At 68.7% G+C, this 25,380-nt stretch carries 27 protein-coding genes; 8 read left to right on the top strand and 19 right to left on the bottom strand.

Going from position 1 to position 25,380, the window contains the following annotated elements; all coding sequences use genetic code 11:
* Positions 1 to 23: 23 nt before the first annotated feature.
* The 7 genes from JMT67_RS14475 to JMT67_RS14445 all read right to left on the bottom strand — a co-directional run bounded on the left by JMT67_RS14475 (position 24) and on the right by JMT67_RS14445 (position 4,016).
* A complete protein-coding gene (locus JMT67_RS14475) occupies positions 24 to 836 on the bottom strand; it encodes a flagellin (protein WP_183218177.1) in 813 nt (270 codons plus the stop codon).
* A gap of 357 nt (positions 837 to 1,193) precedes the next feature.
* A complete protein-coding gene (locus JMT67_RS14470; protein WP_201463859.1) occupies positions 1,194 to 1,688 on the bottom strand; it encodes a hypothetical protein in 495 nt (164 codons plus the stop codon).
* On the bottom strand, positions 1,685 to 2,068 hold the full coding sequence (locus JMT67_RS14465; RefSeq protein WP_201463858.1) for a M15 family metallopeptidase: 384 nt from the start codon (positions 2,066 to 2,068) through the stop codon (positions 1,685 to 1,687). The genes JMT67_RS14470 and JMT67_RS14465 overlap by 4 nt, the downstream gene beginning before the upstream one ends.
* Complete coding sequence (locus tag JMT67_RS14460; protein ID WP_152949779.1) at positions 2,065 to 2,352, bottom strand: hypothetical protein; 288 nt, start codon at positions 2,350 to 2,352, stop codon at positions 2,065 to 2,067. Before JMT67_RS14460 ends, JMT67_RS14465 begins: the two co-directional genes overlap by 4 nt.
* Positions 2,349 to 2,504: a hypothetical protein gene (locus JMT67_RS14455; protein ID WP_201463857.1), complete on the bottom strand. Its 156-nt coding sequence runs from the start codon at positions 2,502 to 2,504 to the stop codon at positions 2,349 to 2,351. The genes JMT67_RS14460 and JMT67_RS14455 overlap by 4 nt, the downstream gene beginning before the upstream one ends.
* Positions 2,501 to 3,409, bottom strand: a complete 909-nt coding sequence (locus JMT67_RS16430) for a DUF2793 domain-containing protein (RefSeq protein ID WP_201463856.1) — start codon at positions 3,407 to 3,409, stop codon at positions 2,501 to 2,503. Before JMT67_RS16430 ends, JMT67_RS14455 begins: the two co-directional genes overlap by 4 nt.
* A gap of 145 nt (positions 3,410 to 3,554) precedes the next feature.
* Positions 3,555 to 4,016: a DUF4112 domain-containing protein gene (locus JMT67_RS14445; protein ID WP_183218169.1), complete on the bottom strand. Its 462-nt coding sequence runs from the start codon at positions 4,014 to 4,016 to the stop codon at positions 3,555 to 3,557.
* Between the two features lie 66 nt (positions 4,017 to 4,082).
* Here JMT67_RS14445 and JMT67_RS14440 point away from each other — a divergent pair, with 66 nt between their 5' ends.
* Positions 4,083 to 5,036, top strand: coding sequence for an endonuclease/exonuclease/phosphatase family protein (locus JMT67_RS14440; RefSeq protein WP_183218167.1), 954 nt, complete (start codon positions 4,083 to 4,085; stop codon positions 5,034 to 5,036).
* Positions 5,037 to 5,045: 9 nt separating this feature from the next.
* Here JMT67_RS14440 and JMT67_RS14435 read toward each other — a convergent pair whose 3' ends face one another.
* The 6 genes from JMT67_RS14435 to JMT67_RS14410 form a co-directional block, all read right to left on the bottom strand.
* Positions 5,046 to 6,248, bottom strand: coding sequence for a CCA tRNA nucleotidyltransferase (locus tag JMT67_RS14435; RefSeq protein ID WP_233455901.1), 1,203 nt, complete (start codon positions 6,246 to 6,248; stop codon positions 5,046 to 5,048).
* Positions 6,245 to 6,919, bottom strand: coding sequence for a CoA pyrophosphatase (locus JMT67_RS14430; RefSeq protein WP_201463855.1), 675 nt, complete (start codon positions 6,917 to 6,919; stop codon positions 6,245 to 6,247). Before JMT67_RS14430 ends, JMT67_RS14435 begins: the two co-directional genes overlap by 4 nt.
* The gene (locus tag JMT67_RS14425; protein ID WP_054765090.1) at positions 6,916 to 7,470 is read right to left on the bottom strand and encodes a DUF1285 domain-containing protein; all 555 of its coding nucleotides are present in this window, start codon (positions 7,468 to 7,470) and stop codon (positions 6,916 to 6,918) included. Before JMT67_RS14425 ends, JMT67_RS14430 begins: the two co-directional genes overlap by 4 nt.
* 594 nt (positions 7,471 to 8,064) lie before the next feature.
* Positions 8,065 to 8,571 carry a GNAT family N-acetyltransferase gene (locus tag JMT67_RS14420; RefSeq protein WP_201463854.1) on the bottom strand — a complete coding sequence of 169 codons (507 nt, stop codon included), beginning with the start codon at positions 8,569 to 8,571 and terminating at the stop codon, positions 8,065 to 8,067.
* 72 nt (positions 8,572 to 8,643) lie between these two features.
* Entirely contained in the window at positions 8,644 to 9,417 is a 774-nt protein-coding gene (locus tag JMT67_RS14415) for an enoyl-CoA hydratase (RefSeq protein WP_201463853.1), read from the bottom strand.
* Positions 9,414 to 10,439, bottom strand: coding sequence for an MBL fold metallo-hydrolase (locus JMT67_RS14410; protein ID WP_233455900.1), 1,026 nt, complete (start codon positions 10,437 to 10,439; stop codon positions 9,414 to 9,416). The genes JMT67_RS14415 and JMT67_RS14410 overlap by 4 nt, the downstream gene beginning before the upstream one ends.
* Before the next feature lie 185 nt (positions 10,440 to 10,624).
* Between JMT67_RS14410 and JMT67_RS14405 the strand changes: the two genes are divergently transcribed.
* The 4 genes from JMT67_RS14405 (at position 10,625) to JMT67_RS14390 (ending at position 13,958) form a co-directional block, all read left to right on the top strand.
* A complete protein-coding gene (locus JMT67_RS14405; protein WP_201463851.1) occupies positions 10,625 to 11,554 on the top strand; it encodes a hypothetical protein in 930 nt (309 codons plus the stop codon).
* Between the two features lie 101 nt (positions 11,555 to 11,655).
* Positions 11,656 to 12,453: an exodeoxyribonuclease III gene (gene xth / locus JMT67_RS14400; RefSeq protein ID WP_201463850.1), complete on the top strand. Its 798-nt coding sequence runs from the start codon at positions 11,656 to 11,658 to the stop codon at positions 12,451 to 12,453.
* Between the two features lie 3 nt (positions 12,454 to 12,456).
* Complete coding sequence (locus JMT67_RS14395; RefSeq protein WP_054765085.1) at positions 12,457 to 12,972, top strand: hypothetical protein; 516 nt, start codon at positions 12,457 to 12,459, stop codon at positions 12,970 to 12,972.
* A gap of 80 nt (positions 12,973 to 13,052) precedes the next feature.
* Positions 13,053 to 13,958, top strand: coding sequence for a cobalamin biosynthesis protein CbiG (locus JMT67_RS14390; RefSeq protein WP_201463849.1), 906 nt, complete (start codon positions 13,053 to 13,055; stop codon positions 13,956 to 13,958).
* Positions 13,959 to 13,972: 14 nt separating this feature from the next.
* Here the strand turns inward: JMT67_RS14390 and JMT67_RS14385 are convergent, their stop codons facing one another.
* The gene (locus JMT67_RS14385) at positions 13,973 to 15,151 is read right to left on the bottom strand and encodes a carboxynorspermidine decarboxylase (protein ID WP_233455899.1); all 1,179 of its coding nucleotides are present in this window, start codon (positions 15,149 to 15,151) and stop codon (positions 13,973 to 13,975) included.
* 11 nt (positions 15,152 to 15,162) lie between these two features.
* Entirely contained in the window at positions 15,163 to 16,368 is a 1,206-nt protein-coding gene (locus JMT67_RS14380; protein WP_201463848.1) for a saccharopine dehydrogenase family protein, read from the bottom strand.
* A 254-nt stretch (positions 16,369 to 16,622) separates the two neighbouring features.
* Here JMT67_RS14380 and JMT67_RS14375 point away from each other — a divergent pair, with 254 nt between their 5' ends.
* Complete coding sequence (locus JMT67_RS14375) at positions 16,623 to 18,704, top strand: glycoside hydrolase family 65 protein (protein ID WP_201463847.1); 2,082 nt, start codon at positions 16,623 to 16,625, stop codon at positions 18,702 to 18,704.
* 18 nt (positions 18,705 to 18,722) lie between these two features.
* On the opposite strand, the gene recN is transcribed toward JMT67_RS14375, so the two are convergent.
* Together recN and JMT67_RS14365 are read right to left on the bottom strand one after the other, a co-directional pair.
* Positions 18,723 to 20,420, bottom strand: a complete 1,698-nt coding sequence (recN, locus tag JMT67_RS14370; RefSeq protein WP_201463846.1) for a DNA repair protein RecN — start codon at positions 20,418 to 20,420, stop codon at positions 18,723 to 18,725.
* A 97-nt stretch (positions 20,421 to 20,517) separates the two neighbouring features.
* Positions 20,518 to 21,372, bottom strand: coding sequence for an outer membrane protein assembly factor BamD (locus tag JMT67_RS14365; protein ID WP_201463845.1), 855 nt, complete (start codon positions 21,370 to 21,372; stop codon positions 20,518 to 20,520).
* A gap of 191 nt (positions 21,373 to 21,563) precedes the next feature.
* Between JMT67_RS14365 and JMT67_RS14360 the strand changes: the two genes are divergently transcribed.
* Both JMT67_RS14360 and JMT67_RS14355 read left to right on the top strand, forming a co-directional pair.
* Positions 21,564 to 22,499 (top strand): ribose-phosphate pyrophosphokinase, encoded by a 936-nt coding sequence (locus tag JMT67_RS14360; RefSeq protein ID WP_054765079.1) that lies wholly within the window; start codon positions 21,564 to 21,566, stop codon positions 22,497 to 22,499.
* Positions 22,500 to 22,587: 88 nt separating this feature from the next.
* Positions 22,588 to 23,694 (top strand): hypothetical protein, encoded by a 1,107-nt coding sequence (locus tag JMT67_RS14355; protein ID WP_201463844.1) that lies wholly within the window; start codon positions 22,588 to 22,590, stop codon positions 23,692 to 23,694.
* 90 nt (positions 23,695 to 23,784) lie between these two features.
* Here JMT67_RS14355 and JMT67_RS14350 read toward each other — a convergent pair whose 3' ends face one another.
* Together JMT67_RS14350 and aceA are read right to left on the bottom strand one after the other, a co-directional pair.
* Positions 23,785 to 23,994: a hypothetical protein gene (locus JMT67_RS14350; RefSeq protein WP_054765077.1), complete on the bottom strand. Its 210-nt coding sequence runs from the start codon at positions 23,992 to 23,994 to the stop codon at positions 23,785 to 23,787.
* A gap of 14 nt (positions 23,995 to 24,008) precedes the next feature.
* On the bottom strand, positions 24,009 to 25,289 hold the full coding sequence (gene aceA / locus JMT67_RS14345; protein WP_054765076.1) for an isocitrate lyase: 1,281 nt from the start codon (positions 25,287 to 25,289) through the stop codon (positions 24,009 to 24,011).
* Positions 25,290 to 25,380: the final 91 nt, after the last annotated feature.

Here is a 25,380-nt window from a genome sequence, read left to right as displayed (position 1 = left end):
CAGGGCCAGCCTTCAGGGCCGACCTAGTTGCGGAAGAGGCTCAGCAGGGTCTGGCTGGAGGAGTTGGCGATCGACAGCGCCTGCACGCCCAGCTGTTGCTTGGTCTGCAGGGCGGTCAGGCGCGCGCTTTCCTTGGCCAGATCCGCATCCACCAGATTGCCGATGCCCGCCTCGGTCGCGTCCTGCAGCTTGTTCAGGAAGGTCACTTGCCGACCGACCGACTTGGACTGGGTGCCCAGGGTCGAAAGGGCTTCCGTCACCTTGGCGATGGCGGCGTCGACCGCGCCCGTCGTCGCGGCGCCGGCGGCGATGGATTGGTTGGTGATGGTGGTGATGGCCGTGTCGGCGGCCATGCCGCCTGCGACCGTGAAGCCGATGGCGGTCGTGCCGCCGCTGACGTCCTTGATCAGATTGGTCGCCGTCGCGCCTGTCCACAGGTTGACCCCGTCGAAGCCGGCGCCGGCCAGGGCCGAGGTGATTTCGGCGCCCAGGGCGCGGAAGTCCGTCAGATAGGAGGTCTGGGTCGCCCCGGTGGAACCGGCGATGCTGACCGCCAGCCCCTTCATCTCCTCCAGGGCGGCCGTCACCGTATCGCCGGCGGCCAGGGCCACATCGACGATCGACTGGCCGCGCTGCAGGGAGGCGCGCACGGACTCCATCGCGCCCATGTTGGCGCGCTGTCCGGTGGCGATGGCGTAGATGGCGCCGCTGTCTTTGGCGCTGGAGACCTTCATGCCCGTGTTGACGCGGTTTTGCGTCATTTCCAACTGGGCGTTGGTCTTGTTCAGGTTCTGCAGCGCGATGGAGGCGCCGTAATTGGTGTTGATGCTCGCCATTTTGGCTGCCCTCTTTCACTTCTGTGCATGTGCGACGCCGTTTTGGCGTCGGGAGCATTTTGCTCCGCCCTCCCTAGAGCAAGGGCGGGGCCAAGCCGGTGAGCCGAGGCCGTTTCATCAAGTCGTTGATTTATATGCCTTGTTGTTGATGGAAAGGCGGAAAACTCGGCAACTTCTGTCGTGCGGCGGCAGAAGTTGCCGAGTCGTTTTTGCCCCATGCCTTCTTAAGGCTGCGGGACGGACGCCCGTCCCGCCGCCTGCATCGCCCGCTCGGCCAGAAGCGTCTCCACCGCCAGCCGGCGAGCGCCGTCACAGGCCAGCACCTGGGCGCCGCGCAACATATAGGCGGCCTCAAGGTCAGCCAGGGTCGGCGCCGCCGGCAGGGTCGCCAGGGCGCAGGGGCGGCTCGCCGTCTCCGGCAAGGCCAGACGCGGCGGCGCAACCGGCGAGATCCGGGGCGAGCCGGCACAGCTCGCGGTCGTGAGCGCGCAGACGATCGGCGCGACGGCTCTCCAGAAGAGTGTTTGCATCATCGGCCCTTTTCGCCTCGGAGACGGCGACGGCGGTCGCCCGCGTCGCCTGGGTCTCCTGCTGTTTGAAATGCTCCAATCGCCGGAGTTGCGCGACGGTCCCCGCCTGCTCGTGACGCCGCGCCTCGCCCTCCGCCCTCGCCGAGGCTGCGGCCTCGGACGCCCGGGCTTCGGCCCGAACCCGTCGGCGCTGCTCCAGGTTCAGCGGATCCCAGCGAAAGCCCAGCCCGCCCAACAGGGCGACCGTCAACGCCACGACCGCAACGACGGCCGCCGTCCAGCCCCCGGCCCGCAGACCTTTCCTCAGAGCGTCCGGGGTCATGGAAAGACCCTGCGATCCAGTTCGAAATGGGGGCCGTCCCTCAGGGTCCGCCAGTCGCCGCCCCAGATGATCGGGGTCTCAAGCTCCTGGGCCGCCGCCTTGAACGCCGCCGCGATCCGACCGTAGAGCGGCCAGTCCCAGCGGACCTGTCCGTCCACCAGGGCCGCCACATCGACCGCGTGGCCGGTCAGATGGCGCGAGCGCCGGGTGCGGCTGGCGCCGGCGGCGACCAAGGCGGCCTGTCGTTCCGCCGTCCGAACGCCCTCGGTGATCATGAAATCGACGGGGCTCCGCGTGATGGCGGCCTCGACCACGGCGACCAGGGCGGGATGCACGCCCAGGAGCCGTCGGCGCGAGCTTTGGGACAGTTCGAAACTCATGGCCGACCTCCCGGCAGGCGAGGACGGGCGGTTGCGATCATGGCGGCCAACTGCTGCGCCGTCGGCGCGACCAGATAGAGCACCAGGATCAGGGCCAGCAGCCCCATCAGCCCGTCCGTCATCTTGGGCAGCATTTCGGGGGGCGTTCGCCCCACCGTCCGCATCAGCAGGACCCACAGGCCGGCGCTGACCATGAAGGCGTAGAGCCTGCGCCACAGCCAGCGCGCCTCCGCCAGGGGCGGACTGAAAGACCGGTCCGAAACCGGCCGTCTGCGTCTGATCATTCTTCGTCCTCTTCATCAAAAGGCGCGCTGAAGTGTCGGCCGTCCCAGCCGGTTTGCGCGCGGCGATCCCAGTCGTTCAGCGCCTCCGGCGCATCCCAGGCTTCCGTGTCCAAGACCTCGATCGGTGTCTGGGCGACGGGCGGGCGGATCATCCGACCGCCGTGATGCGGATCACGCCTCCCGCGCCTGCGCCCCCGGCGCCGGACAGGTTCAGGCCCGCGCCGCCGCCGCCGCCGAACCGCGCGGTTCCCGAAGCGCCCGCCATGCCTGAACCGCCGCCGCCGCCTCCGCCGACGCAGACCGCCTCGATCCACCGGGCCCAGGGCGGCGGCGTATAGGCGCCGTCCGCTGTGAAGACGGTCGTTTCGCGCCGCGTGGCGCCTTGGTCGAAGGCGACCCGGCCCGTGGTGCGATCCACGGCGAAGGCGCGCCGCCAACTGCCGCCGTCGGCGCTGACCTTCAGGCTCAGATCCTCGTCGCCGACCAGACCCAGTTCAGCCCGACCGCCGTATCCGCTCTGGAACAGCAGCGACAGCACGTCGCCCGCCGCCTCCTTGTTCAGGGTCAGGCGCAGATCGCCGTCGCCGCCCTCGCCCGAGCCGCGCGCCGTAAACAGGGCGGCGTTGCTCTTGATCGCCAGGGGGTTTGCGGCGTCCGCCGTCGTTCCCACCCCCAGGCGCGACAGGCCCTGGGCCTCGCCCAGACAGTCGCCCAGTGGTCGCCAGCCGGCGGCGCTGCGGACCACGCTCACGCCCGCGTCCAGAACCAGGGCGATCAGTCCCACGGGCGCGGCGACCTCGGTCCAGCCGCCCGCCTCGAACCGCATCAGGGCGCCGGCCGGGCGCCCGCTCCAGGCCGGGCCGACCGGCGCCAGCGGCAGGATGTAGAGGTCGCCGTCCGCGGGCGTGGCCGGTTGGTTCGAAACCGACCGGCTGATCACCGCCGTCTGCACCAGAGCGTCCAGGCGGCTCAGGGCGGCGTTCAGGGTCACATGCTTCTGCATCTGCCCCGCCGCCAGATAGGGCAGGACCAGCCGCGCCGTGAAATCTTCGCTCATCGCGCTCTCCGTTTATCGTCGGAGATCAGTCTGCCGCCGCCGCGAACCCAGGCGCGTCAGACGGAGAAGGAGCGGATTACGAGATTGTTTTCACTTGAACATTTTCCCCGCCCCCAGCGGGATCAAGCCTCCATGCCCATAGGGCTCAGTCGTGCAGATAGACCACACGACGCAGGGACTTGTGGTTCCTGACCGTCTCCAGATGGCGTTCATGCTCGCCGCTGGCCCGGGCGTTGGCTTCGGAGTCCTCGACCCAGTGGCTGGTTTCGATGTCCTTTTGCAGGGCCTTGGCCGCCAGCAGCTGGCCGGGGAAGAAGGTGTCGATCAGGTCGCCGGCGATGGGGACCGTGCCCGTCGCCGTATCCAGCGCCATATAGGCCGCCATTCTGGCCAGCGTCCCAGGCGCCGCCTTGGCCCGAATCGCCTGCAACAGCAGCCAGGCGCCCGTGCCCGCCGTATAGGCCGTGCCGACCACTGGCGCCCAGGTCAGGAGGGCGTCCATGCCGAAGCCGACCGGACCTATGCCGATGACCCGGTCCGACAGTTTCTTGACGCCCTCGACATTGGACCAGATTTTCTCGATATCCTTGATCGACCGTCTGGCCATGTCGCCTCTCACTGCGGCCCATCAACGCGACATAGCCAACAGCGTTCACCGAGAAAGGCAATAAGGATGTCGTTGCTGAAGACCGCAGCCAACGCCGCCGCCGGTCTGGTCCTGCTCGGCCTGGCGACCGTCGGCGCGGCGGCGCTCAGCGGCGTCGGACATCGCTGGGTGGACATACTGGCCCAGTTCACGGCGCCGGCCCTTTTGGCGGCGTCCGGCGTGACCCTGGCCTGCCTGATCCTGCGCCTCTGGCCCGCCGCCGGTGCAGGCGTCGCTTCGGTTCTTGTCCTGGCGATCGCCGTCTGGCCTCAATGGGCGCCGTCCCAGGGTCGCGCCGCGCCCGACCGGCCCGTCGTTCGACTGTACTCGGCCAATCTCTGGGTGGAAAACACCGACGTCGCCGCCATGAAGCGGTCGATCGCAGCGGCGGACGCCGACATTCTGGTGCTGATCGAGGTGGGCGATGCGGCGTCGGATCGTCTGGACGACCTCCTGGCGGGCTATCCGCACCGCGCGGTCATGGGGGCGGCGGAGGCGCCGGGCGGCCGGGCCCTCTCGGTCGTCGCGTCCCGCTATCCGATCCTGCGCCGCCTGCCCGCCTCTCGCGACGGCCTGTCGGCCGTGGGCGCCGTGGTCGAGACGCCCCTGGGTCCGATCAACGTCTTCGGCGTCCACCTGACCCGGCCGTGGCCCTATCAGTATCAGTGGGGCCAGATCACCCAGGCCATGGCCCTGGACGCGCGCCGACGCGCCGCGCCGCCCCATCCGGTCATCGCCGCCGGCGACTTCAACAGCGTATCGAGCGCCCGGATCGGCCGCCAGATCAAGACGGACATGGGGCTCCTGCCCGCCCCCGGCTTCCCCGGCACCTGGCCCTCGGCCCTGCCCGCCTTTGCGGGTATCGCCATCGACCAGGTCTATCGCTCGCCGGACCTGGCCCTGCTCAGCCGCCGCATCGGCGAACCGACCGGCTCGGACCACTATCCGGTCGTGACCGAGTTCACCCGCGCCACGCCCTGACTTCGGGGTTCAGCCGCCGATCAGGGCCTTCAGCCGGGCCTCATGGCCGTCCGTTGGAAAGTCGTCGGCGACCCAGCGGTCCTCGAACGCCTTGAGGATGCGTCCCGTATCCGGTCCCGGCTGAAGCCCCAGCCGCGCCAGGTCGCGGCCGCCGACCGGCAGCCGGGGGGGCGTCCAGTCCTCGGCCAGACGCCGCAGCGGACCGCCGTCGTCCCCTTCCGCCGCTTCCGCCCGCGCCAGCCGATCTTCAAAGGCGCGGCGCCCCAGCCGATAGATCGCAGCCCGCGCCTCGGCCGCGCCCATGTCGGGCCTCACCGCCGGCCCCTCGGCGACGGCGGCCGCCAGCCGGTCGCGCACGGCGTTGGACAGCCGCAAGCCCTCCGCAATCCGCCGCACCGCCGCCTCATCCTCGGGCAGAAGGGCCGACAGCCGCAGGACAGGATCGCCGCTGCGTTGGCTCAGGGCTTCGAACATCGCCAGGGGTCGGGCCTGCGGCAAGACCTGGCCCAGCACGCCCGTCCTCTCCATGGCGCGCACGCTGGCGATCGGGTCCGGCGCCGCCAGCAGCTTCAACAGCTCCTTGGACACCCGCTCGGCCGAGAGCCGCGCCATGCCGCTTTTCAGAGCGGCGCAGGCGGCCAGTCCCGTCGCGTCCGGCTCGCTCCGTCCATACCAGGCTTGAAACCGGAAGAAGCGGAGGATGCGCAGATAGTCTTCGCGGATGCGCGTTTCGGCCTCGCCGACGAAGACGATCCGCCCCTCGGCGGCGTCCGCCAGCCCCCCGCCCGTCGGATCGAACACCACGCCGGTCGCATCGGCGTAGAGGGCGTTGAGGCGGAAGTCCCGCCGCGCGGCATCCTCCGCCCAATCCTGGGTGAAGGCCACCACGGCGCGCCGGCCGTCGGTCTCCACGTCGCGGCGCAGGGTGGTGATCTCATAGGGCGCCCGCTCTGAAACCGCCGTGACCGTGCCGTGCTCAACCCCCGTCGGCACAGCCTTCAGCCCTGCCGTCTTCAGCGCCGCCATCGTCTGTTCGGGCGTCAGACGCGTGGCGATGTCGATGTCGTCCACCGCGCGGCCCATCAGGCTGTTGCGGACGCAGCCCCCGACGAAGCGGGCGCAGTCGGCGCCGCCCGCCGCTTCCAGCGCCGCCATGACGGCGCGGGTGGCCGTCGCCTCCAGCCAGGGCTGGCCCTGCACCGAGGCCGTCACGCCTCAACCTCGGCGGCGTCCCGCTCGGCCGCGCGTTCGGGATCGACCTCGTCGCCGTAAAGACGCGCGTGAAGTCCCTTCAGAATGCCGGCCGTGACGCCCCAGATATAGCGCTCCTGCCAGGGCATGGCCCAGAACCACCGCCGCAGACCGTCTTCCAGATCATAAAAGTCCCGCCGGTGATTGGCCGCGTCCATCAGAAAGTCCCAGGGCGTCTCGAACACCTCCGCCACCTCGTCCGGCGACGGCCGGGTCAGGGGCGGCTGGTCCAGCCATCCGATCACCGGCGTCACCAGAAATCCCGTGCCGGTCTCATAGGCGTCGGACAAGCCCAGCACCTCGACCGCGGCGGGGTTCAGCGCCACCTCCTCGTCGGCCTCGCGCAGGGCGGCCTGAACGGCGGTTTCGCCGGGGTCCAGCCGACCGCCCGGAAAGGCGATCTGTCCCGTGTGCCGGGCCAGGGTGTCGGCCCGACGGGTCAAAAGGACCGTCGCCCCCTCCGGCCGCGCCACGACCGGGATCAGGACGGCGGCCGGCCTCAACTCCCGCACAGGCCGCGCCGCCTGGGGATTGAGATCGAAATCGGAACGCGCCGGCGCCGCCTCCGCCCGCCAGGCCCCGATCGGCGCCAGCCGCTCCGAAAGTCTGCGCCTCAGGGTCTCCAGACTCACGCCACGGCTCCCAGAGGAAACACCTGCCCGCCGGACCGGACCACCAGCCGCCCGTCCGCCTCCTCGGCCGCCTCGACCAATTCATAGAAGACCGCCCGCGTGATCCGCGCCCACAGGTCACGGCGCACATGCACGCGCGGCGCCGGCTCGCCGGTCTCGGGATCTTCGTCCACCACCAGGGGGTCGTCCGCCCCGGCCCGCACCTCGTCGCCGACGTCGGTGGTGAAGATCAGGTCCTCCCCCTCGCGCCGCACCGCCACGGCGCGAAACGGCAGGTCCTCGACCTCGATCTTCATCTTCTCGACCGGCGTGACCAGATGATAGCCGTCGGGGTCCAGACGCAGAACGGTGGAGAACAGCCGCACCAGGGCCTCGCGCCCGATCGGCGATCCTTCGTGCATCCAGACGCCGTCTCGGCGGATCACGATGTCGATCTCGCCGCAATGGGCCGGATTCCACAGATGAACCGGCGGCAGTCCTCGGCCGGGCGCCTGTTTCGCCGCCTCTGCGACCGCGTTCAGACCTTTGGGCGTTTCATCCGGTTCTGTCATGACGTCCCTGACTTAGTGGCTGATCGTCCTGGACGGAACCGCGAAGCGATTCTTCGTCAGCCGATCCGGCCGCCCTTCCCGTCCGATCCGGGCGAGGCGCCGCCGCCTTCATCCCCGTTCTCTCCGTCCCCGGCGCGCCAGGGCCTGCCCTCGAACGCCCGCGCGATGTCGCCAGAACACGCCCTCTGTTTCAACGGCTTGCGGCCTCGGCCGCCGAACGATCCGGCGCCCTGCCCGACGCCCCTATAATGACGCCCGGTCTTTGACATCGCAGAGAGAGAGCAAGGCGCGGTCGCCGCCGGACAGTCCGATCAGTGTCCGGCTGTTTTAGCAACAAGATCAAAGGCCGTCGGACAGATCGGACACATCGGACACCCTTTTTCTGGTCCGATCCCTCGGCCTTGTCAGACCCTCGCCGACGCGACGGTCAGCCCACAGCCGTCGTGGACCCCATCGCCGGACAGCCCGATCGGGGCCGGTGAGATTCCGCTTGAAAAACAAGGGGCGTCGGACAGATCGGACACATCGGACACCTTTTTTTGTCGGACACATCGGACACTGTTTTCGCGTTCAATGAGCCCGCCCGGGGAAGGTTCAGCCGATGCGGACGCCGCCGGCCGCCGTTTCCTTCCCGACCGCCAGCCACAGCACGCGCCTCTGATCGACCGGTCCCGGCAGGCGGGCGTCGGGCGCGGCGACGAAGCCGAACCGCTCGAAATAGGCCCGGTCTCCGACCAGCAGAATCCCGCCGGTCGCCGTGATACGGGCATGATCGACGCAGGCCTGAACCAGACGCGCGCCCAACCCTTCGCTGCGAACCGCCGCCTCGACCGCGATGGGGCCCAAAAACAGGCCGGGCGTCGCGCCGATCGCCACGGGCCATAGCCGGACAGCCCCGCCGACCCGGCCCTGCCGATGGGCGACGAAGCCCACGGCGGGGCGCGGCCCCTCGCGCAGCCGCCCGGCCGTCTTGGGGAAACGGCCCGGACCGAAGGCGGCCATAATCAAGGCCTCGACGCCCGGCGCGTCGGCAGGCGTTTCAAGGTCGATGGGCTCGGCGACCGGGTCAGGGGCCGAAATCTGGATAGAGGCGTGCGACATGGGCGCTCCGACGGGGGCGCGCGCACCTAGAACCAAAGCTGCGCTGAATCAAGGCGCGGTCTTGCGGCGCCGTCAGTCCGCCTTCGAAAAGTCGGGCGCCCGCTTCTGGGTGAAGGCCATGAAGGCCTCCATGGCCTCGGGGCTCCGCATCTGGGATCCGAAAGCTTCGCCCTCGCGCTGCATCAGGGCCCACAGACCTTCCGCATCGCGCATCAGCCGCTTGGTCTTGCGGATCGAATTGGGCGCACGGCCCGCCACCTTGGCCGCCAGCTCCGCCGCCGTCGCCTCGACCGCCTCCGCCGGAACGACGCGATTGGCCAGGCCCCAGGCCGCCGCCGTCCGTCCGTCGACCGGCTCGCCCAGGGCGAACAGTTCGAACGCCCGCTGATGACCGACCACGGCCGGCAGCAGCAGGCTGGACGCCGCCTCCGGCGCCAGGGCCAGATTGACGAACGGAACCGACAGCAGGGCGTCCTCGGCCACCACCACCAGGTCGCAGTGCAGCAGCATGGTCAGGCCGATGCCGACCGCCCGGCCCTTCACCGCGGCCACCAGCGGCTTGTCCAGATCGGCCAGGGACTTCAGGAAGCGGAACACCGGCATGTCGAACGGCTGTTCTGTCTGGGAGCCGATGGCGATGAAGTCCCCGATGTCATTGCCGGCCGAAAAGCTGTCGCCTTCGGCCCGCAGCAGCAGAACCCGCACGGCCTCGTCGGTCCGCGCCTGTTCGACCGCCTCCGCCAATGCGGCGTACATGGTCTGGGTGATGGCGTTCTTCTTGTCGGCCCGGTCCAGCGTCAGGGTCAGGACGCCGTCGGTCAGTTGGGTGCGGATATGTTCGCTCACGTCGTTTCCTCGTCCCGTTTGACGGCCGTCCACCAGTCGACGCCGTTCTCATCGCGCGTCCGTTGGGCGCGGCCGCGCTTTGCCAGATAGTTCAGGTGCGCCTGGGCCTCGCCCGTGGCCATGCCCAGAACGCTGTCATCCACCGCGCGCCCGAAGACGGCGGAGAAGCCGTCGATCACCCTAGACGGTTGACGCAAGGTCCGCTCAAGCCGTTTCAGCGCCCCTTCATGACCGCGCTTCAGAGCGTCGAGCCGGGCCTGAACGCCGTGGAAGGGCTCGCCGTGCGACGGCAGAATGAAGGCCCCGTCCGGCAGCAGGCGCCGCAGCTTCTCCAGCGAATCCATCCAGTCGCCCAGAGGGTCGGCTTCGGGCTCGGTGGGCCAGACCGAGACGTTCGACGAAATCCGGGGCAGGATCTGATCGCCGGAGATGAAAACGTCGTCAGACCTACGCCACAGGCAAACGTGCTCCGGGCTGTGGCCTGACCCGACCACCACAGTCCAGTCGTCGCCGTCGATCTGGATCACATCCTCATCCGACAGCCGCAGATAGCTGCGCGGCATCGCCGACACCCCCTTGGCGAAGCCGCCGTAATCCTTGCGCCAGCGGTCGATCTGGGCCTCGCTCCATCCGGCGGCCCGATAGTAGCGTTCGCCGTCTTCGGGGGCGTCCCCGGCCTCCTCGGCCATCAGCATCCGGGCGGTGACATATTCCAGCCGCGACATCAGCAGCGGCGCGCCGCTCCGCTCGCACAACCAGCCGGCCAGGCCGATGTGATCGGGGTGCATATGGGTGCAGACCAGGCGGCGGATCGGGCGCCCTTCCAGCGCGCCGGCCAGCGCCGCCTCCCAGGCCGCAATACTGTCGGGCGTGCGCAGGCCGGTATCGACCACCGTCCATCCGTCGCCGTCCTGAAGGGCGTAGACGTTCACGTGGTTCAGCTGGAACGGCAGGGTCAGCCGCATCCACAGGACGCCGGGGGCGACTTCGATCGCCTCTCCTCCCGCGGGCGTCTGGGGCATGGGGTAGGTCAGCCCTCTTGCGTCCACACCCGTCTTCACCGCCGTCGCATCGTCCGCCAAGTGGGTCTCCAATCAAAACGCGCAGACCTTAATCCCGTCAGACCTCCATCGTCCACAGCCGCCTTGACCCTGCCCGATTAGAAGGCCACGAAGCGTTCAGTCCTTTCAGATCTCCAAGGTGTTCCATGAAAGCCCGCTTCGCCGCCGTCCTCGCGGCGCTGATGTTCAGCGCCGTTACGGTCGCTCCCGCCGCGGCCCAGACCCGCCCCAATGACGATCGCCAGGCTGTTGCAGAAGGCTCTTCACGAGCCGCCGCAGCGCGCCAACGGCGCGAACGCCGCCCTGCGGCGCCGACGCCCGAGCAGATCATGGCGGCGGCTCAGGAACAGGCCACCCTGGCCAACACCAAATGCCAGGTCACCGAAGCCAAGCTGCTGGGCGAAACCCCGGCCAAGACCTCCGTCTATGAAGTCGCCTGCACCGCCGGTCCTGGTTACCTGATCGAATCCAAAACGCCGCCCTCGGCGATGGACTGCGTTCTTCTCGCCCATTCGGCGTCGGTCATGCGGGCGCGCGATCCTGCGGCCGATGTCGGCTCGCAATGCACCCTTCCCGCCAACACCGACACTCTCAAGGTCCTGCGCGAATACGCCGTGAAGGCGGGCGTCCCCTGCACCGTCGACGAAGCCAAGGTCCTGGGCCAGTCCAACGACGGCGGCGTCATGTATGAGATCGGCTGCGCCGATGCCTCGGGCTTCTGGGTCAAGGCGTTGAACGACAACTGGACCAAGACGCCCTGTATCCAGGTTCTGGCTGAAGGCGGCGCCTGCGCCTTCACCACCGCCGCCGAGAATGCGGCTCAGGTGAAGCAACTGCTGGCGGGATCGGAAGCGGCGGGCTGCGACGTCACCGAGGCGCGCCTGATGGGCCAGAACGCCAACGGCATGTTCTATGAAGCCAAATGCGCCGGCGCCGACGGCGTCATCGCCCGCGTGAACGCCGAGAACGTCGTGCAGCAGATCTACCCTTGCGCCACCGCTCAGCGGATCGGCGGCGGCTGCACCTTGACGCCGGCCCCTGCTGCGGCCCCCGCCCCGGCCGGCGGCCGCCCCTAAGACAGACCGATTGACGGCAAGGGGCCGCCGGAGCGATCCGGCGGCCCTTTTGTTTGCGGCGCCTCTTTCCCGAAACCGAGACGCAGCCTAGCGTCCCCGTCATGCGCATCGCCACCTGGAACGTGAACTCGGTCAACGCCCGCCTGCCCACCGTGCTGGCCTGGCTGGAACAGGCCGCCCCCGACGTCGCCTGCTTCCAGGAGATCAAATGCGTGGACGAGAAGTTTCCGCGCGAGGCCTTCGAGAGCCTGGGCTACAACGTCGAGACCCACGGCCAGAAGAGCTACAACGGCGTGGCCCTGCTGTCGAAACACCCGCTGTCGGACATCCGGCGCGGCCTGCCGGGCGACGAGACCGACGAACAGGCCCGCTATCTGGAGGCCGTAATCGAGGCGCCGCGACCGATCCGGGTGGCCTCCATCTATCTGCCGAACGGCAATCCGATCGGGACCGAGAAGTTCGACTACAAGCTGGCCTGGTTCGAGCGGCTGAACCGCCACGCCCGCGACCTGCTGGCCTTCGAGGAGCCGCTGGCCCTGTGCGGCGACTACAACGTCATTCCCGAGCCGGAAGACGCCAAGAACCCCGCCGCCTGGACCGATGACGCCCTGTTCCAGCCCCAGAGCCGCCGGGCGTTTCGCGCCCTGAAGAATCTGGGCCTGGCCGATGCGCACGAAGTCGCCAACGAACCCGCCGGGACCTACAGCTTCTGGGACTATCAGGCCGGCGCCTGGCAGAGGAACCACGGCATCCGCATCGACTTCGCCCTGCTGTCGCCCCAGGCCGCCGATCGGCTGAAGGGGATCGAGACCCACCGCGACGCGCGCGAGATGGACAAGCCGAGCGACCATGTGCCGGTGGTGGTCGATCTGGACCTCTCGGCCGGATCGGAGGGCTGACCCATGGCCGAGGTCGTTCGGGTGGTCCTGCTGATCGCCTTGGCGGCGGCCCTGCTGACGACCCTGGCCCTGGCCCTGTCCTGGTGGATGGAGCCGCCGCGCCGGATACGCCGGGCCCTTCTGAAGGCCCTCGGCGCCCCGCCTGAGGTCGAGGCCGTTTCGCCCCGGGAGGGCCGGGCCTGCGCCCTGAACTTCGACGTCGAACAGGTGGTGGTCCTGTGGGCCAACGGCGCCCACGGCCTGGCCTACGCCTTCGAGGAGGTCGAGGGCGGCGAGATCATCGTCGACGGCCATGTGGTGGCCCGCATCCGGCGCGGCGAGACACGCAAGTCGCTGGACGTCATGGCGCCGGACGCCGAACAGGTGGTGCTGCGGCTGATGTTCGCAGACGCCCGTCATCCCGAGTTCGAACTGGCCCTGTGGGACGCCGCCCTGGCCGGCGGAACCGGCTCGCCCGGCGAGGCGCTGCGGCTGGGTCGGCGGTGGCTGTCGCACCTGGAAGCCCTGTTGAAGAGCTGATCGCCCCCTTCCGATTGGGCGGCGAGCGGTCTAGAACCCCCGCTCATTCCTAACGACACGCCTTTTTACGGGAGGCCGCCTTGGCCCGCCTATTCGACGCCTATGTCGTCGCCGACTGGACCGCCGCCGAGACCAAGAAGCTGGGCGACAGCTCGCTGTGGATCGGGGTGGCAAAGCGCGACGTCCGCTTCCGCCTCTATACCGAGACGCACAATGTCGCGACCCGGGCCGAGGGCGAGGCCCTGCTGACCTCGATCCTGGCGGACCACCGAAAGCGCGGCGACCGGGTTCTGGTGGGGCTGGACTTCAACTTCGGCTATCCGGTCGGCACGGCCGCGCGGCTGAAGCTGGAGGGAACCCCCTGGCAGGCCATGTGGAAATTCATCGCCGCCAATGTCGTGGACAAGGCCGACAACACCAACAACCGCTATCAGGTGGCGGCCAAGATGAACCGTCTGATGACGGACGAGGCCTGGCCCCTGTGGGGCGCGCCTGCGAAACAAGCGCAGCGCTGGCTGACGACCACCAAGCCGCCCGCCGGCGCCGGCGCCGACATCCCCGAGTTCCGGGCGACCGAGAATGCGGCGCGCAAGGGCCGGCTGCAGCCCAAGAGCGTGTGGCAGATGCACGGGGCCGGCGCCGTGGGCGGCCAGACCCTGGTGGGCATACCGGCCGTGCGCAGGCTGTTGGAATCTCTGGGACCTTCGGGCGCCGTCTGGCCGTTCGGCACCGGCTGGCGCGAACTGACGCCCGACGACGTCGAGCCCCTGTCGGCCCTGGTTGTCGAGGTCTGGCCCTCGATGTTCGACGGCAAACCCCATGAGGGCGAGTTCAAGGATCAGGCCCAGGTCCGCGCCACCGCCGAGGCCCTGGCCCACATGGACGAGGCCGGCGAACTGGCCAAGGCCTTCGGCCCGCCCAAGGACGCCACGCCCGAGTTGATCGCCCAGGTGGAGCAGGAAGAAGGCTGGATCCTGGGGGTCTAAGACCCCCAGGTCCGTCAGGACAGGCGGTCGCGGAACTCTGACCAGTCGAACTCGCGGACCAGCTTCAGCGCGTCGGTGTCGCTGTTCCACAGGGCGATCGCCGGCAGCGGCACCCCGTTGAAGGTGTTGGTCTTCACCATCGAATAGTGGGCCTGATCCAGGAAGGCGATACGGGTTCCAGCCGTGGGCGCGGTGGCGAAGCCATAGTCGCCGATGATGTCGCCGGCCAGGCAGGAGGGCCCGCCCAGGCGATAGGTCACGCCGCCTTCCGCCTCGTTCAGCATGGCCGGACGATAGGGCGCCTCGATCACATCGGGCATGTGGCAGGTGGCCGAGATGTCGGTGATGGCGATGGGCAGGCCGTTGTGGAAGGTGTCCAGCACCTCGCCCACCAATATGCCGGCGTCCAGCGCAATGGCCTCACCCGGCTCGATATAGACCGTCAGCCCGTAGCGCTGCCCCAGGTCCTTCAGGAAGGCGACCAGGGCATCGATCCGATAGTCGGCGCGGGTCACATGATGGCCGCCGCCCAGGTTGATCCATTTCAGATCCGGCAGCAGGGGCGCCAGCTTCGGCTCCACGGCGGCCCAGATCCGTTCCAGCGGCTCGAACCCCTGTTCGCACAGGGCGTGGATGTGCAGGCCGTCGACGCCGTTCAGATGCTCGGGCGTCAGCTGCGACACCGGAAAGCCCAGGCGCGAACCCAGCTGGCAGGGGTCGTACTTGGCGACCTCGCCCTCCGAATGCTCCGGGTTCAGACGCAGGCCGATGTCGAACGTCTCGCCCTCGGCGCGGGCGGCGGCGATCAGGTCGGCGAAGCGGGCGATCTGGTCCGGGGCGTTGAAGATGACCGTGTCCGACAGCCGCAGGATCTCGGGCAGGTCGACGGGCTTATAGGCCGGGGAATAGGTGGTCAGATGACCCTTGTAGAACTCCCGCGCCAGCCGCGCCTCCCACAGGCCCGAGGCGCAGACGCCGTCGAGATATTCCCCGACGACGTCGGCCAGCGACCACATGGAGAAGGCCTTCAGGGCCAGCAGCACCCGGGCGTCCGCCCGCGCCCCGACGTCCTGAAGGACGGCCAGGTTGCGACGCACAGCGACCTCGTCGACCACGAAGGCGGGCGACGGGACGCGGTTCAGATCGAACCGGGCAAAGGCGCCCGGTCCGCCGGCCTGGGTCTGCATGACCATGGGGCTTATCCTCAGAAGTCCAGCGGGGCGTCGAGTTCCTCGACCGTCCAGGGCAGGCCGTGCTTGTTCAGCATGTCCATGAAGGGATCGGGATCCAGCTGCTCCATGTTGAACACCCCCTCGCCCTTCCACTGGCCGGTCAGCATCAGGGCCGCGCCGATCATGGCCGGGACGCCGGTGGTGTAGCTGACGGCCTGGTTGCCGGTCTCGGCATAGGCTTCCTGGTGGTCGCAGATGTTCTTGACGTAGACCGTCTTCTTCGCCCCGTCCTTCAGGCCGGTGGCGATGGTGCCGATATTGGTCTTGCCCTTGGTGATCGGACCCAGGGAGGCGGGCTCGGGCAGCAGGGCCTTCAGGAACTCGATCGGGATGATCTCGCGGCCCTGGAACATCATCGGCTCGATCGAGGTCATGCCCACGTTCTCCAGCACCTCCAGGTGCTTCAGATACGAGTCGCCGAAGGTCATCCAGAAGCGGATGCGCTTGATTTCAGGATAGAATTTGGCCAGCGACTCCAGTTCCTCATGGTACATGAGGTACATGTTCTTCGGCCCCACCCCCTCGAAGTCGAAGGTCTGTTTGTGGCTCAGCGCCGGGCCCTCGACCCACTGGCCGTTCTCCCAGTGACGCGAGTTGGCGGTCACTTCGCGCAGATTGATCTCGGGGTTGAAGTTGGTCGCGAACGGCAGGCCGGTGTCGCCGCCGTTGCAGTCGAGGATATCGAGGGTCTCGATCGAATCCAGCAGGTGCTTCTTGGTGTAGGTGGTGAAGACCGAGGTCACGCCGGGGTCGAAGCCCGAGCCCAAGAGGGCCATCAGACCGGCGTCCTTGAAGCGGTCCTGATAGGCCCACTGCCACTTGTATTCGAACTTGGCCTCGTCGCGCGGCTCATAGTTGGCGGTGTCGAGATAGTTGACGCCGGCGGCCAGGCAGGCGTCCATGATCGACAGGTCCTGGTACGGCAGGGCCAGGTTGACCACCAGGGCCGGCTTGACCGACTGGATCAGGGCGGTGGTCGCGGCCACGTCGTCGGCGTCGATCGCCGCCGTGTCGATGGTCACGCCGAAGCGCGACTTCACCGATTCGGCGATGGCGTCGCACTTGGCCTTGGTGCGGCTGGCCAGGGTGATGTGCGAGAAGATGTCCGAATTCATCGCCATCTTATGGACGGCGACCGAACTGACGCCGCCGGCGCCAATGACCAGCACCCTGCTCATCTGTGCTTCTCCTGAAGTCTTGAAAGGCCTCGGCGACATCGCCGCCCGTATAAAGGGCGGGGCTCATAGCACGATGATGACAGGATCGCTAATGGGCGGGGGTCGGAGGCGAATTTGAGGAAATTTCCGCCCCAGCGACCATGCTTCCGCCCCGCATGAGGTGATCAGCCCGACGGATCGAAACCATTCCAAACGGTCGGCATTGGGAGAGGAAGCCGGCGCGTGCCGACGCGCTCCGCTGTCGAGGCGTGTTCATGTCCAGCCCCATCAATCCTCCCGTGGCGCGCGGCGTCCGCAACGGCGAACTGCCGGCCTATGTCAGCAACGGCCTGATCGGTCTGCGGGTGCGGGAACAGCCGCTGCAGGCGGGGATGTGCCTGGTCAGCGGGGTCGCGGGCGAACATGCGGAGCGGCGGATCGAGGCGGCGGCCCCGTCCCCCTATCCTCTGGCGGCCGACATCGCCCTGAACGGCGTCTGGATCAGCGATCAACCTTCGGCCGTCTCCGACCTGGTCCAGGCTTATGATTTCGCCACGGGCGAGCTGACGTCGCGCTTCCGGTTCGAGGGCGGCGGCCGCGTCGCCCAGGTGACGGTCGTCACCTTCGCCAATCGCGACGCCGCCGCTCTGGTGCAGCAGGAGGTGCGCATCGAGGTGGACGGCGCGTGCGACCTGACCGTCCGGGCCGTCGTCGAAACGGCGGGCCTTCGGGGTCGCGTCATTGGTCGGCGTGTCGATACGCCGGGCGAGCCGGAGCCGGTTTGCGACGGTTTCCTGCTCTGGGAGACCGAGGGCGGACTGAGCCGCTGCGGCTACGCCGTGGCCACCGAACTGCTGGGCGAGGGGGCGCCGGAGGCGCCGACCACGACCCCTTGGGACCAGTCCGGGCCCTTGGTCAGCGGTTATTCGCTGAGGGCGCGCGCCGGTCGGCCGGTCCGCCTCCGGCAAATGACGGCCATGGTTCCTTCCGTCATGCACGACCGGCCGGACGAGGAAGCCGCCCGTCGCGTGGCGCGGGGCAAGAGCACGGGTTTCGACGAACTGAGCCGTCGCAACCGCGCCCTCTGGGCGGATCTGTGGAAGGGCCGGATCGTGGTGCGGGGCGCCTCGACCGAGCATCAGGCCCTGATCGACGCCGCCTTCTTCTATCTGAACAGCTCGTCCCACCCCGCCAGCCCGGCTGCGACCTCGATCTTCGGCCTCGCGACCTGGCACGACTACAGCTATTATTTCGGCCATGTGATGTGGGACGTGGACGCCTTTTGCGCGCCGCCGCTGACCCTGCTGCAACCGGACGCCGCCCTGGCCCTGCTGGAGTTCCGGACGCGCCATCTCGACGCGGCGAGGGACATCGCCAAACTGTCCGGGCGGGCCGGGGTGCAGTTTCCCTGGGAGGCCGCGCCCTTGACGGGTCAGGAAGCCTCTCCGGGCGGGGGCGACGGCGCCGCCCACGAGGATCACGGCTCTCTGCACACGGCCCGAGCCTTCGGCCTCCATGCCGACGCCACCGGCGACCGGCTGTTTCTGGAGGCTCAAGCCTGGCCGGTGCTGTCAGGGGTGGCGGACTGGATCGTCAGCCGGGTGACGCGAACCGAGCGCGGTTTCGAGTTTCTACGGTCGACCGGCCCGGCCGAGGTGCCCGAACCCCCGGACAACGACGCCTTCACCCTGATGGCCGCGAGCGAGGTGCTGAAGCGCGCGATCCGAGCGGCGCAGGAGATCAGACGGGAGCCGCCCAAGGCCTGGGGCGAGGTCGCCGACGGGCTGCACCTGCCGATCCGCAGCGACGACGTCATCGCCGCCCACGACGATTTTCGCGTCAGCGAGCCGAAGGGCGCGACCCCTTCGCCGCTCGCGGGCTTCTTTCCCTACGACTATCCCGCCCCCGACGCGGTGCGACGCCGCACCCTGGACTTCTACCTGGCGCACTGGACCGACTATGTCGGGGCGCCCATGCTGCCGGCCCTCTACACCACCTGGGCCGCCATGGCCGGAGATCGGGACCTGGCGCTGAAACTGTTTGTAGAGGGCTACGCCCGCTACGATCACGGACGTTTCCACCAGTGTCTGGAATATCGCCCGGACCACCCGGACAGCCAGGTCGCGGCCGGCCCCTTCTTCGCCAATCTGTCCGGCATGCTGCTGGGCCTGCTCATGGGATTGACGGGGCTGGTCATCGACGGCGGCGACCCGGAAGATTGGCCTCGGCGCCCGGTCGTCCTGCCCGCCGGCTGGACCGCCATCGAGGTCGAGCGAATCTGGGTGCGCGGCCGGCCGGCCCGGCTCGAGGCGGTTCACGGCGAAGCCCGGGCGAGGTTGACGTTCGACGCGCCCTGACGACCGGCTGCTTATACTCTACCCGATCAACGCCCGCGCCGCCGCCCTCGCCTCATCGGTGATCTCCGCCCCCGACAGCATCCGCGCGATCTCTTCCTGACGCCTCGCGTCGTCCAGAGCGAGGACGGTGGTGGTGGTCAGGCCGTCGCGGTCGGCCTTCATCACCTTCCAGTGGGCGTGGCCGCGGGCGGCGACCTGGGGGCTGTGGGTGACGACCAGGACCTGGGCGCCGGTGGACAGGCGTTTCAGGCGCGAGCCGACGGCCTCGGCCACGGCGCCGCCGACGCCCTGGTCCACCTCGTCGAAGATCATGACCGGCTGGCGCATGTCCTCGCGGCTGGCGAGGGCCGCCTTCATGGCCAGGGCGAACCGGGCCAGTTCGCCGCCCGACGCAATGGCGTCCAGCGGGCCGAAGTCGGTTCCGGCGTTGGTGGCGATCTGGAAGCGGACGGTCTCGACCCCGTCGGGGCCGCGCCGGCCCTCGATCGGCTCCAGCGCCACGCGGAACCGCGCCCGCTCCAGCTTCAGCGGGCCCAGTTCGCCCATGACGGCGGCGGTCAGGCGGTCGGCCGCCGCCTCGCGCGCCGAGGTCAGAAAGGTCGCGGCCAGGTCGTAGGCTTCGGCGGCCTGGGCGGCCTCGCGGCCGGCGGCGGCCAAGGCCTCCTCCCCGTCCTCGATCAGACGCAGCTGTTCGCGCAGGCGAATGCGTAAGGACGGCAGGGCGTCGACGGTGGTGTGCAGTTTCCGGGCGGCGGCGCGCAGGGCGAACAGCCGTTCCTCGGCCTTGTCCAGACGGCCGGGCTCATAGTCGAAGGCGTCGGCGGCGGCGTCCACGGCGGCGATGGCCTCGGCCGCCTCGACCAGGGTGCGGTCGATGGCCTCGACGGCGGCCGACAGTTTGACAATGACCGGATGGTCGCCCTCGGCCCCGGCCTGACCCGCACGCTGGCGAGCGTGTTCGACGGCGCGCAGGGCGGCGCCCAGCTTCTGGCTCAGCTTGTCGCCGCCCAGCTGGGTGCGGGCGTCGGCCAGATCGGCGATGGCCTTTTCGGCGGCGCCCAAGAGGGCGCGTTCGCCGGCCAGTTCCGTCTCCTCGTCGGGGCGGGGGTCGAGCGCGTCCAGCTCGGCCAGGTTCAGGCTGATCTCCTCGGCGCGGGCGGCGGCGTCGGCCGCCTGGGCCTTCAGCTCGGCCAGTTTGGCCTCGGCGGCCTTCAGCTTTGTCGAGGCGGCGGCGACGGCCTGCAACTGCGGCTGAAGCCCGCCATAGGCGTCCAGCAGTCCCCGGTGGGTGCGCCAGTCCAAGAGGCCCACGGTCTCATGCTGGCCATGGACCTCGACCAGGGCGGCGCCGATCTCGCGAAGCGCCGTGACCCCGGCGGGCTGGTCATTGACATAGGCCCGGCTGCGGCCGTCGGCGTTCAGGACGCGGCGCAGGATCAGTTCCTCGCCCGGTTGGACCTCGAACCCCTTGTCGGCGATCAGGGCCAGCAGGTCCGGATCGTCCGGGGCGCTGAAGACGGCGGTGGCCACGGCCTGTTTGGCGCCGTTGCGCACCAGGCCGGCGTCGCCGCGCCCGCCGAGGGCCAGGCCCAGGGCGTCCAGAATGATCGACTTGCCCGCCCCCGTCTCGCCCGTCAGCACGGTCAGGCCGGTCTCGACGTCGAGATCCAGGGCGTCGACCAGGACGACGTCGCGGATGGAAAGGGCGGTCAGCATGGCAGTCGGTCGCCGATGGAACGAATCAGGATCACGCCGACAGAATCGGGAGATGCGCCGAAATGCACAAGGCTTTCCGCCGACGGTCTTCGGCGGGTCAGCCCGGGATGATCCGTTGCAGCCAGCTCTCGCGCTTGGCTTCGGGCGCCTTTTCCGGGGTCTGGCCGTTTTCGGTCAGCAGGGCGTAGGCCTCGGCGTACCAAGGGCTGCCGGGGAAGTTGTAGCCCAGGACGGCGCCGTTGCGGGTCGCCTCTTCCTTCAGCCCCAGCTGCAGATTGACCTCGACCAGGCGGTACAGGGCCTCGGGCGTGTGGGAGGTGCGCTGGAACTCGGGATTGGCGATGACGGCCTTGTAGCGGTTCAGGGCCGCCAGGGGCTGGTTGGCGCGCTGATAGTAGCGGCCGATGTTCATTTCCTTGCCGGCCAGCTGGTCGTTGACCATGTCGATCTTGACGGCGGCGTCGGTGGCGTAGGGGGTGCCCGGATAGCGGCGGGCCACGTCCTTCAGACCGGCCAGGGCGGCGGTGGCGTAGCCCTGGTCGCGGCCCACGTCGGTGATCTGTTCGAAGTTGCAGACGGCCTTCATATAGAAGGCGTAGGCTGCCGACGGATTGCCGGGGAACAGCTGGATATAGCGGTCAGCCGCGGCGATGGCGTCCGTATAGTTGTTGTTCTGATAATAGGCGTAGATCTGCATCAGGATCGAGCGGCGCGCCCAGTCCGAATAGGGGTGCTGGCGTTCCACCTCCTGGAAATAGTCGACGGCGTCGGCCCAACGGCGCTGTTCCAGCCGCTGATAGCCGGTGTTGTACAGCGCCTCGACCGGGCGTTCTTCATAGGCGAGCCTGGGCCGCTTGTTCCCGGCGCAGCCGGAAATCGTCAGAGCGGCGGCCCCTGCGGCCATCAGCACCAGGCCGGAACGGAACTTGGAAACGGACAAGGACGACCCCATGACGAGCGAAAGCGGGGCCCCAAGCCCAGCTTCCAAAAACCAACGCGGCGATCTCTAGCACCCGCGACCGGGGCGCGCCATGCCGAGGAAATCTCCGTGCACGACTTGCCCTGACCGGCTCCGCTGGTAAAGAGCGCGCCAACCGACACCCGTTCATGGGGGGCGGATGACGGCGAAAGGATGACCAGCCGATGAAGCTGCTCTCAGGCAACTCCAACCGAGGCCTGTCTCAGGCCATCGCCGACCATCTGGACGCGCCCCTGACGAAGGCCCAGGTCAAGCGGTTTGCGGACAATGAGGTCTTCGCCGTCATCGAGGAGAACGTCCGGGGCGAGGACGTCTTCATCCTCCAGTCGACCAGCTATCCGGCCAACGACAATCTGATGGAGCTGCTGATCATCACGGACGCCCTGGTGCGGGCGTCCGCCAAGCGGATCACGGCCGTCATGCCCTATTTCGGCTATGCCCGTCAGGACCGGAAGACCGGCGGCCGCACGCCCATCTCGGCCAAGCTGGTGGCCAATCTGATCACCCGCGCCGGCGCCGACCGGGTGCTGACCATGGATCTGCACGCCGGCCAGATTCAGGGCTTTTTCGATATTCCGACCGACAATCTGGTCGCCATTCCGGTCCTGGCCCAGGACGTGAAGGAAAACTACGCCCGGGGCGACGACCTGATGATCGTCTCGCCCGACGTGGGCGGGGTGGTGCGGGCCCGCGCCCTGGCCAGCCGCCTGAACGCCGACCTGGCCATCGTCGACAAACGCCGGCCCAAGGCGGGCGAGAGCGAGGTGATGAACATCATCGGCGACGTCGAAGGCCGTCGCTGCATCCTGTTCGACGACATCGTCGATTCGGGCGGCACCCTGGTCAACGCCGCCAAGGCCTTGATCGACCAGGGGGCGACCGAGGTCTCGGCCTATATCAGCCACGGCGTGCTGTCGGGCCCGGCGGTGCAGCGGATCACCGACGGGCCGCTGAAGGAGCTGGTGATCACCGACTCCATCGAACAGCCCCACGAAGTTTTGAACTGCGCGAAAATTCGCAGGGTTTCCGTGGCTCCGCTGATCGGTGAAGCTATCCGTCGGATCGCCAACGAGGAATCGGTATCGAAGCTGTTCGATTAATCTTCGGCAAACCACTTTCGACACGTTATAAGCGCCTTCCAGTACGCGCCCCCGCCGGGGCCTCCTTTCAGTTCTGTGGACGCGCCCTATGCCCAAGGCCTTCATGACCCGCGGCCTTTCGATCGCCGCCATCGCCGCCGCCGCCCTTCTGGCCAGCTGTTCGACGAAAGAGGCCGAACCGGCCGCGCCGCCTCGCCCCGCCCCCCCGCCCGTCTCGCTGAACGAGGGCGTGGCCCAGGCCGCCTCCATCTATGTGGCCTTCCTGCGCGAGGCCGAAACCATCCAGCCGGGCGGCTTCACCGACGCCGAGGCGGTTCAGGCCGCCATCCGCAAGGGCGTCGCCTTTGAGCCCGCCCAGCTGTCGCGCGGCCTGATCGCCTATGGTTCGATCATCGCGCTTCAGTCGCCCGAGTTCGTCGCCGGGGTGCGTCAGTTCGCCGTCGATCCGGTCCAGCGCCAGGAGATGGTCGCCCGCATCGTCGCCGATCCGGCCTATGCCGCAACCCTGCCCGGCGCCGATGCGGCCGCCGGCCTGATCTCGGCGACCATCGCCAAGGACGCGGTCGTCATTCGCGGCATCGCCGAGGCGGTCGAGGCCGACGCCTATACGATCCAGGAGCGCAACGACCCGCGCCGCCGCTGGGCCGTCACCCACATCCCCAACCGCGAGGTTCGACTGGAAACCGCCAAGACCCTGTCGGCGGCCGCCATGCTGCCCTCGGCGGATGAATCGGCCAAACTGTTCGCCGCCGCCAACTCGGGTTCGGGCCTGGAAGGGGTCGAGGCGTCGCGCAAGGCGCCGCCCTATACGCCGCCGGTCGTGCGGTCCCTGGCCATCGCCGCCCTGGCCGCCCTGGGCGCCGCCGGCGAAGAGGCGCGGGCCAATACGGACGCCCTGGTGGTGGAGCCGAACAACGAATTCTGCCTGAACATGTCCAAGCTGATGCTGTTCCAGTGCCTGGCGGCCTCGCGCCCCAGCTATGAGGACATGTTCTGCCTGGGCCGCCACATCACCCGCGACCTGGCCACCTGCACCACCCAGGCGGTGCTGAACACCACCATCACCGTCGGCGCCCCGGAAGAGACCGGCACGCCCCCGCCCCCGGCCCAGACGCCGGTGCCCGTCACCCTGACCCCGACGCCGACGGCCGCCTCAGCCCAGGCGTCCGCGCCCCCGCCGTCGGGCGCTCGCTGAGCCCCCGCAGCCCCCGCCGATACGACCCGATAAAAAGGCCCGCCCCGAGCGATCGGGGCGGGCCTCTTGTCTTTGCGGTAGGTGCGCGGCCTATTCGTAGCCGTGGGCGGCCTCGTTGATCACCTGGGACGGCATGGACGAGAAGTCCACGGCGATCGGCCTGGCGACCTTGGCCTGATAGGTCCGCAGGACGTGAGTCAGGCGGCGGCGCACCTCGCGTTCGGCCTCGGTCCCGGCGTCGAGCGCCAGGGGCGCCAGGCAGAAGTCGATGATGGCTTCGGTTTGGGTCAGAGGTTCCATGGCGGTTCCCTTTCTTAAGCCGCGTGGGTGAACTGGGCGGTCTCGGTCGAGTCCTTCAGCGCCGTGGTCGAGGACGTGCCGTTGGAGATGACCGTGGCGACCTGGTCGAAATAGCCGGTGCCGACTTCGCGCTGGTGGCGGGTGGCGGTGTAGCCGCGCGCCTCATTGGCGAACTCGCGCTGTTGCAGCTCGGAATAGGCCGCCATGCCGTTGTCGCGATAGCCGTCCGCCAGCTCGAACATCGAGTTGTTCAGGGCGTGGAAGCCGGCCAGGGTCACGAACTGGAACTTGTAGCCCATGGCCCCCAGCTCGCGCTGGAACTTGGCGATGGTGGCGTCGTCCAGCTTGGCCTTCCAGTTGAAGGAGGGCGAGCAGTTGTAGGCCATCAGCTTGCCCGGATATTTCTTCTGGACGGCTTCCGCGAACTTCTTGGCGTCGTCCAGATCCGGATGCGAGGTCTCCCACCACAGCAGGTCGGCGATGTTGGCGTAGGACAGGCCGCGCGCGATGCAGTGGTCCAGACCCGTGCCTTCCTTCAGGCGGAAGAAGCCCTCCGGCGTGCGGTTGTCGCGGTCGATGAAGGGCTGGTCGCGCTCGTCGATGTCCGAGGTGATCAGCTGGGCGCTTTCGGCGTCGGTGCGGGCGACCGTGATGGTCGGCGTGCCCATGACGTCGGCGGCCAGACGCGCCGCGACCAGGTTGCGCTCATGCGCCTGGGTGGGGATCAGCACCTTGCCGCCCAGGTGGCCGCACTTCTTTTCGGACGCCAGCTGGTCCTCGAAGTGGACGCCGGCCGCGCCCGCCTCGATGAAGGCCTTCATGATCTCGAAGCTGTTCAGCGGCCCGCCGAAGCCGGCCTCGGCGTCGGCGACGATGGGGACGAACCAGTCACGCTTGGCGCCGCCCTCGGCATGCTCGATCTGGTCGGCGCGCTGAAGGGTGCGGTTGATGCGGCGGCACAGTTCCGGCGCGGCGTTGGCCGGGTACAGCGACTGGTCGGGATACATGGCCCCGGCCGTATTGGCGTCGGCCGCGACCTGCCAGCCCGACAGATAGATGGCCTTCAGCCCGGCGCGCACCATCTGCATGGCCTGGTTGCCGGTGACGGCGCCCAGGGCGTTGATGAAGGGCTCGTCGTGCAGCAGCTGCCACAGGCGATTGGCGCCCCGCTCGGCCAGGGTGTGGGTGATCGGCACCGAGCCGCGCAGGCGCAGGACGTCTTCGGGCGTATAGGGGCGCTCGATGCCGTCGAAACGGCCGGCGGGCGAAGGAACCAGGTCGGCGAAGGTGGTCATGGTCGAACTCGTCTTCTGAAAGGGCGCGGCCGCAGCCGCCGTCTCAGGGACAAGAACACGCCGAAGTCACGAATGACACATGACCGCGCCG

The organism is Brevundimonas aurantiaca, assembly GCF_904830995.1.
Lineage (GTDB): Bacteria > Pseudomonadota > Alphaproteobacteria > Caulobacterales > Caulobacteraceae > Brevundimonas > Brevundimonas aurantiaca.
This window is presented reverse-complemented; position numbering and strand designations above follow the sequence as displayed.

Coding starts and splice junctions, on each gene's coding strand:
- JMT67_RS14475 (WP_183218177.1), bottom strand. CDS start 836: ATGGCGAGCATCAACACCAATTACGGCGCCTCCATCGCGCTGCAGAAC.
- JMT67_RS14470 (WP_201463859.1), bottom strand. CDS start 1,688: ATGACCCCGGACGCTCTGAGGAAAGGTCTGCGGGCCGGGGGCTGGACG.
- JMT67_RS14465 (WP_201463858.1), bottom strand. CDS start 2,068: ATGAGTTTCGAACTGTCCCAAAGCTCGCGCCGACGGCTCCTGGGCGTG.
- JMT67_RS14460 (WP_152949779.1), bottom strand. CDS start 2,352: ATGATCAGACGCAGACGGCCGGTTTCGGACCGGTCTTTCAGTCCGCCC.
- JMT67_RS14455 (WP_201463857.1), bottom strand. CDS start 2,504: ATGATCCGCCCGCCCGTCGCCCAGACACCGATCGAGGTCTTGGACACG.
- JMT67_RS16430 (WP_201463856.1), bottom strand. CDS start 3,409: ATGAGCGAAGATTTCACGGCGCGGCTGGTCCTGCCCTATCTGGCGGCG.
- JMT67_RS14445 (WP_183218169.1), bottom strand. CDS start 4,016: ATGGCCAGACGGTCGATCAAGGATATCGAGAAAATCTGGTCCAATGTC.
- JMT67_RS14440 (WP_183218167.1), top strand. CDS start 4,083: ATGTCGTTGCTGAAGACCGCAGCCAACGCCGCCGCCGGTCTGGTCCTG.
- JMT67_RS14425 (WP_054765090.1), bottom strand. CDS start 7,470: ATGACAGAACCGGATGAAACGCCCAAAGGTCTGAACGCGGTCGCAGAG.
- JMT67_RS14420 (WP_201463854.1), bottom strand. CDS start 8,571: ATGTCGCACGCCTCTATCCAGATTTCGGCCCCTGACCCGGTCGCCGAG.
- JMT67_RS14410 (WP_233455900.1), bottom strand. CDS start 10,439: ATGCCCCAGACGCCCGCGGGAGGAGAGGCGATCGAAGTCGCCCCCGGC.
- JMT67_RS14405 (WP_201463851.1), top strand. CDS start 10,625: ATGAAAGCCCGCTTCGCCGCCGTCCTCGCGGCGCTGATGTTCAGCGCC.
- xth (WP_201463850.1), top strand. CDS start 11,656: ATGCGCATCGCCACCTGGAACGTGAACTCGGTCAACGCCCGCCTGCCC.
- JMT67_RS14395 (WP_054765085.1), top strand. CDS start 12,457: ATGGCCGAGGTCGTTCGGGTGGTCCTGCTGATCGCCTTGGCGGCGGCC.
- JMT67_RS14385 (WP_233455899.1), bottom strand. CDS start 15,151: ATGGTCATGCAGACCCAGGCCGGCGGACCGGGCGCCTTTGCCCGGTTC.
- JMT67_RS14380 (WP_201463848.1), bottom strand. CDS start 16,368: ATGAGCAGGGTGCTGGTCATTGGCGCCGGCGGCGTCAGTTCGGTCGCC.
- JMT67_RS14375 (WP_201463847.1), top strand. CDS start 16,623: ATGTCCAGCCCCATCAATCCTCCCGTGGCGCGCGGCGTCCGCAACGGC.
- recN (WP_201463846.1), bottom strand. CDS start 20,420: ATGCTGACCGCCCTTTCCATCCGCGACGTCGTCCTGGTCGACGCCCTG.
- JMT67_RS14365 (WP_201463845.1), bottom strand. CDS start 21,372: ATGGGGTCGTCCTTGTCCGTTTCCAAGTTCCGTTCCGGCCTGGTGCTG.
- JMT67_RS14360 (WP_054765079.1), top strand. CDS start 21,564: ATGAAGCTGCTCTCAGGCAACTCCAACCGAGGCCTGTCTCAGGCCATC.
- JMT67_RS14355 (WP_201463844.1), top strand. CDS start 22,588: ATGCCCAAGGCCTTCATGACCCGCGGCCTTTCGATCGCCGCCATCGCC.
- JMT67_RS14350 (WP_054765077.1), bottom strand. CDS start 23,994: ATGGAACCTCTGACCCAAACCGAAGCCATCATCGACTTCTGCCTGGCG.
- aceA (WP_054765076.1), bottom strand. CDS start 25,289: ATGACCACCTTCGCCGACCTGGTTCCTTCGCCCGCCGGCCGTTTCGAC.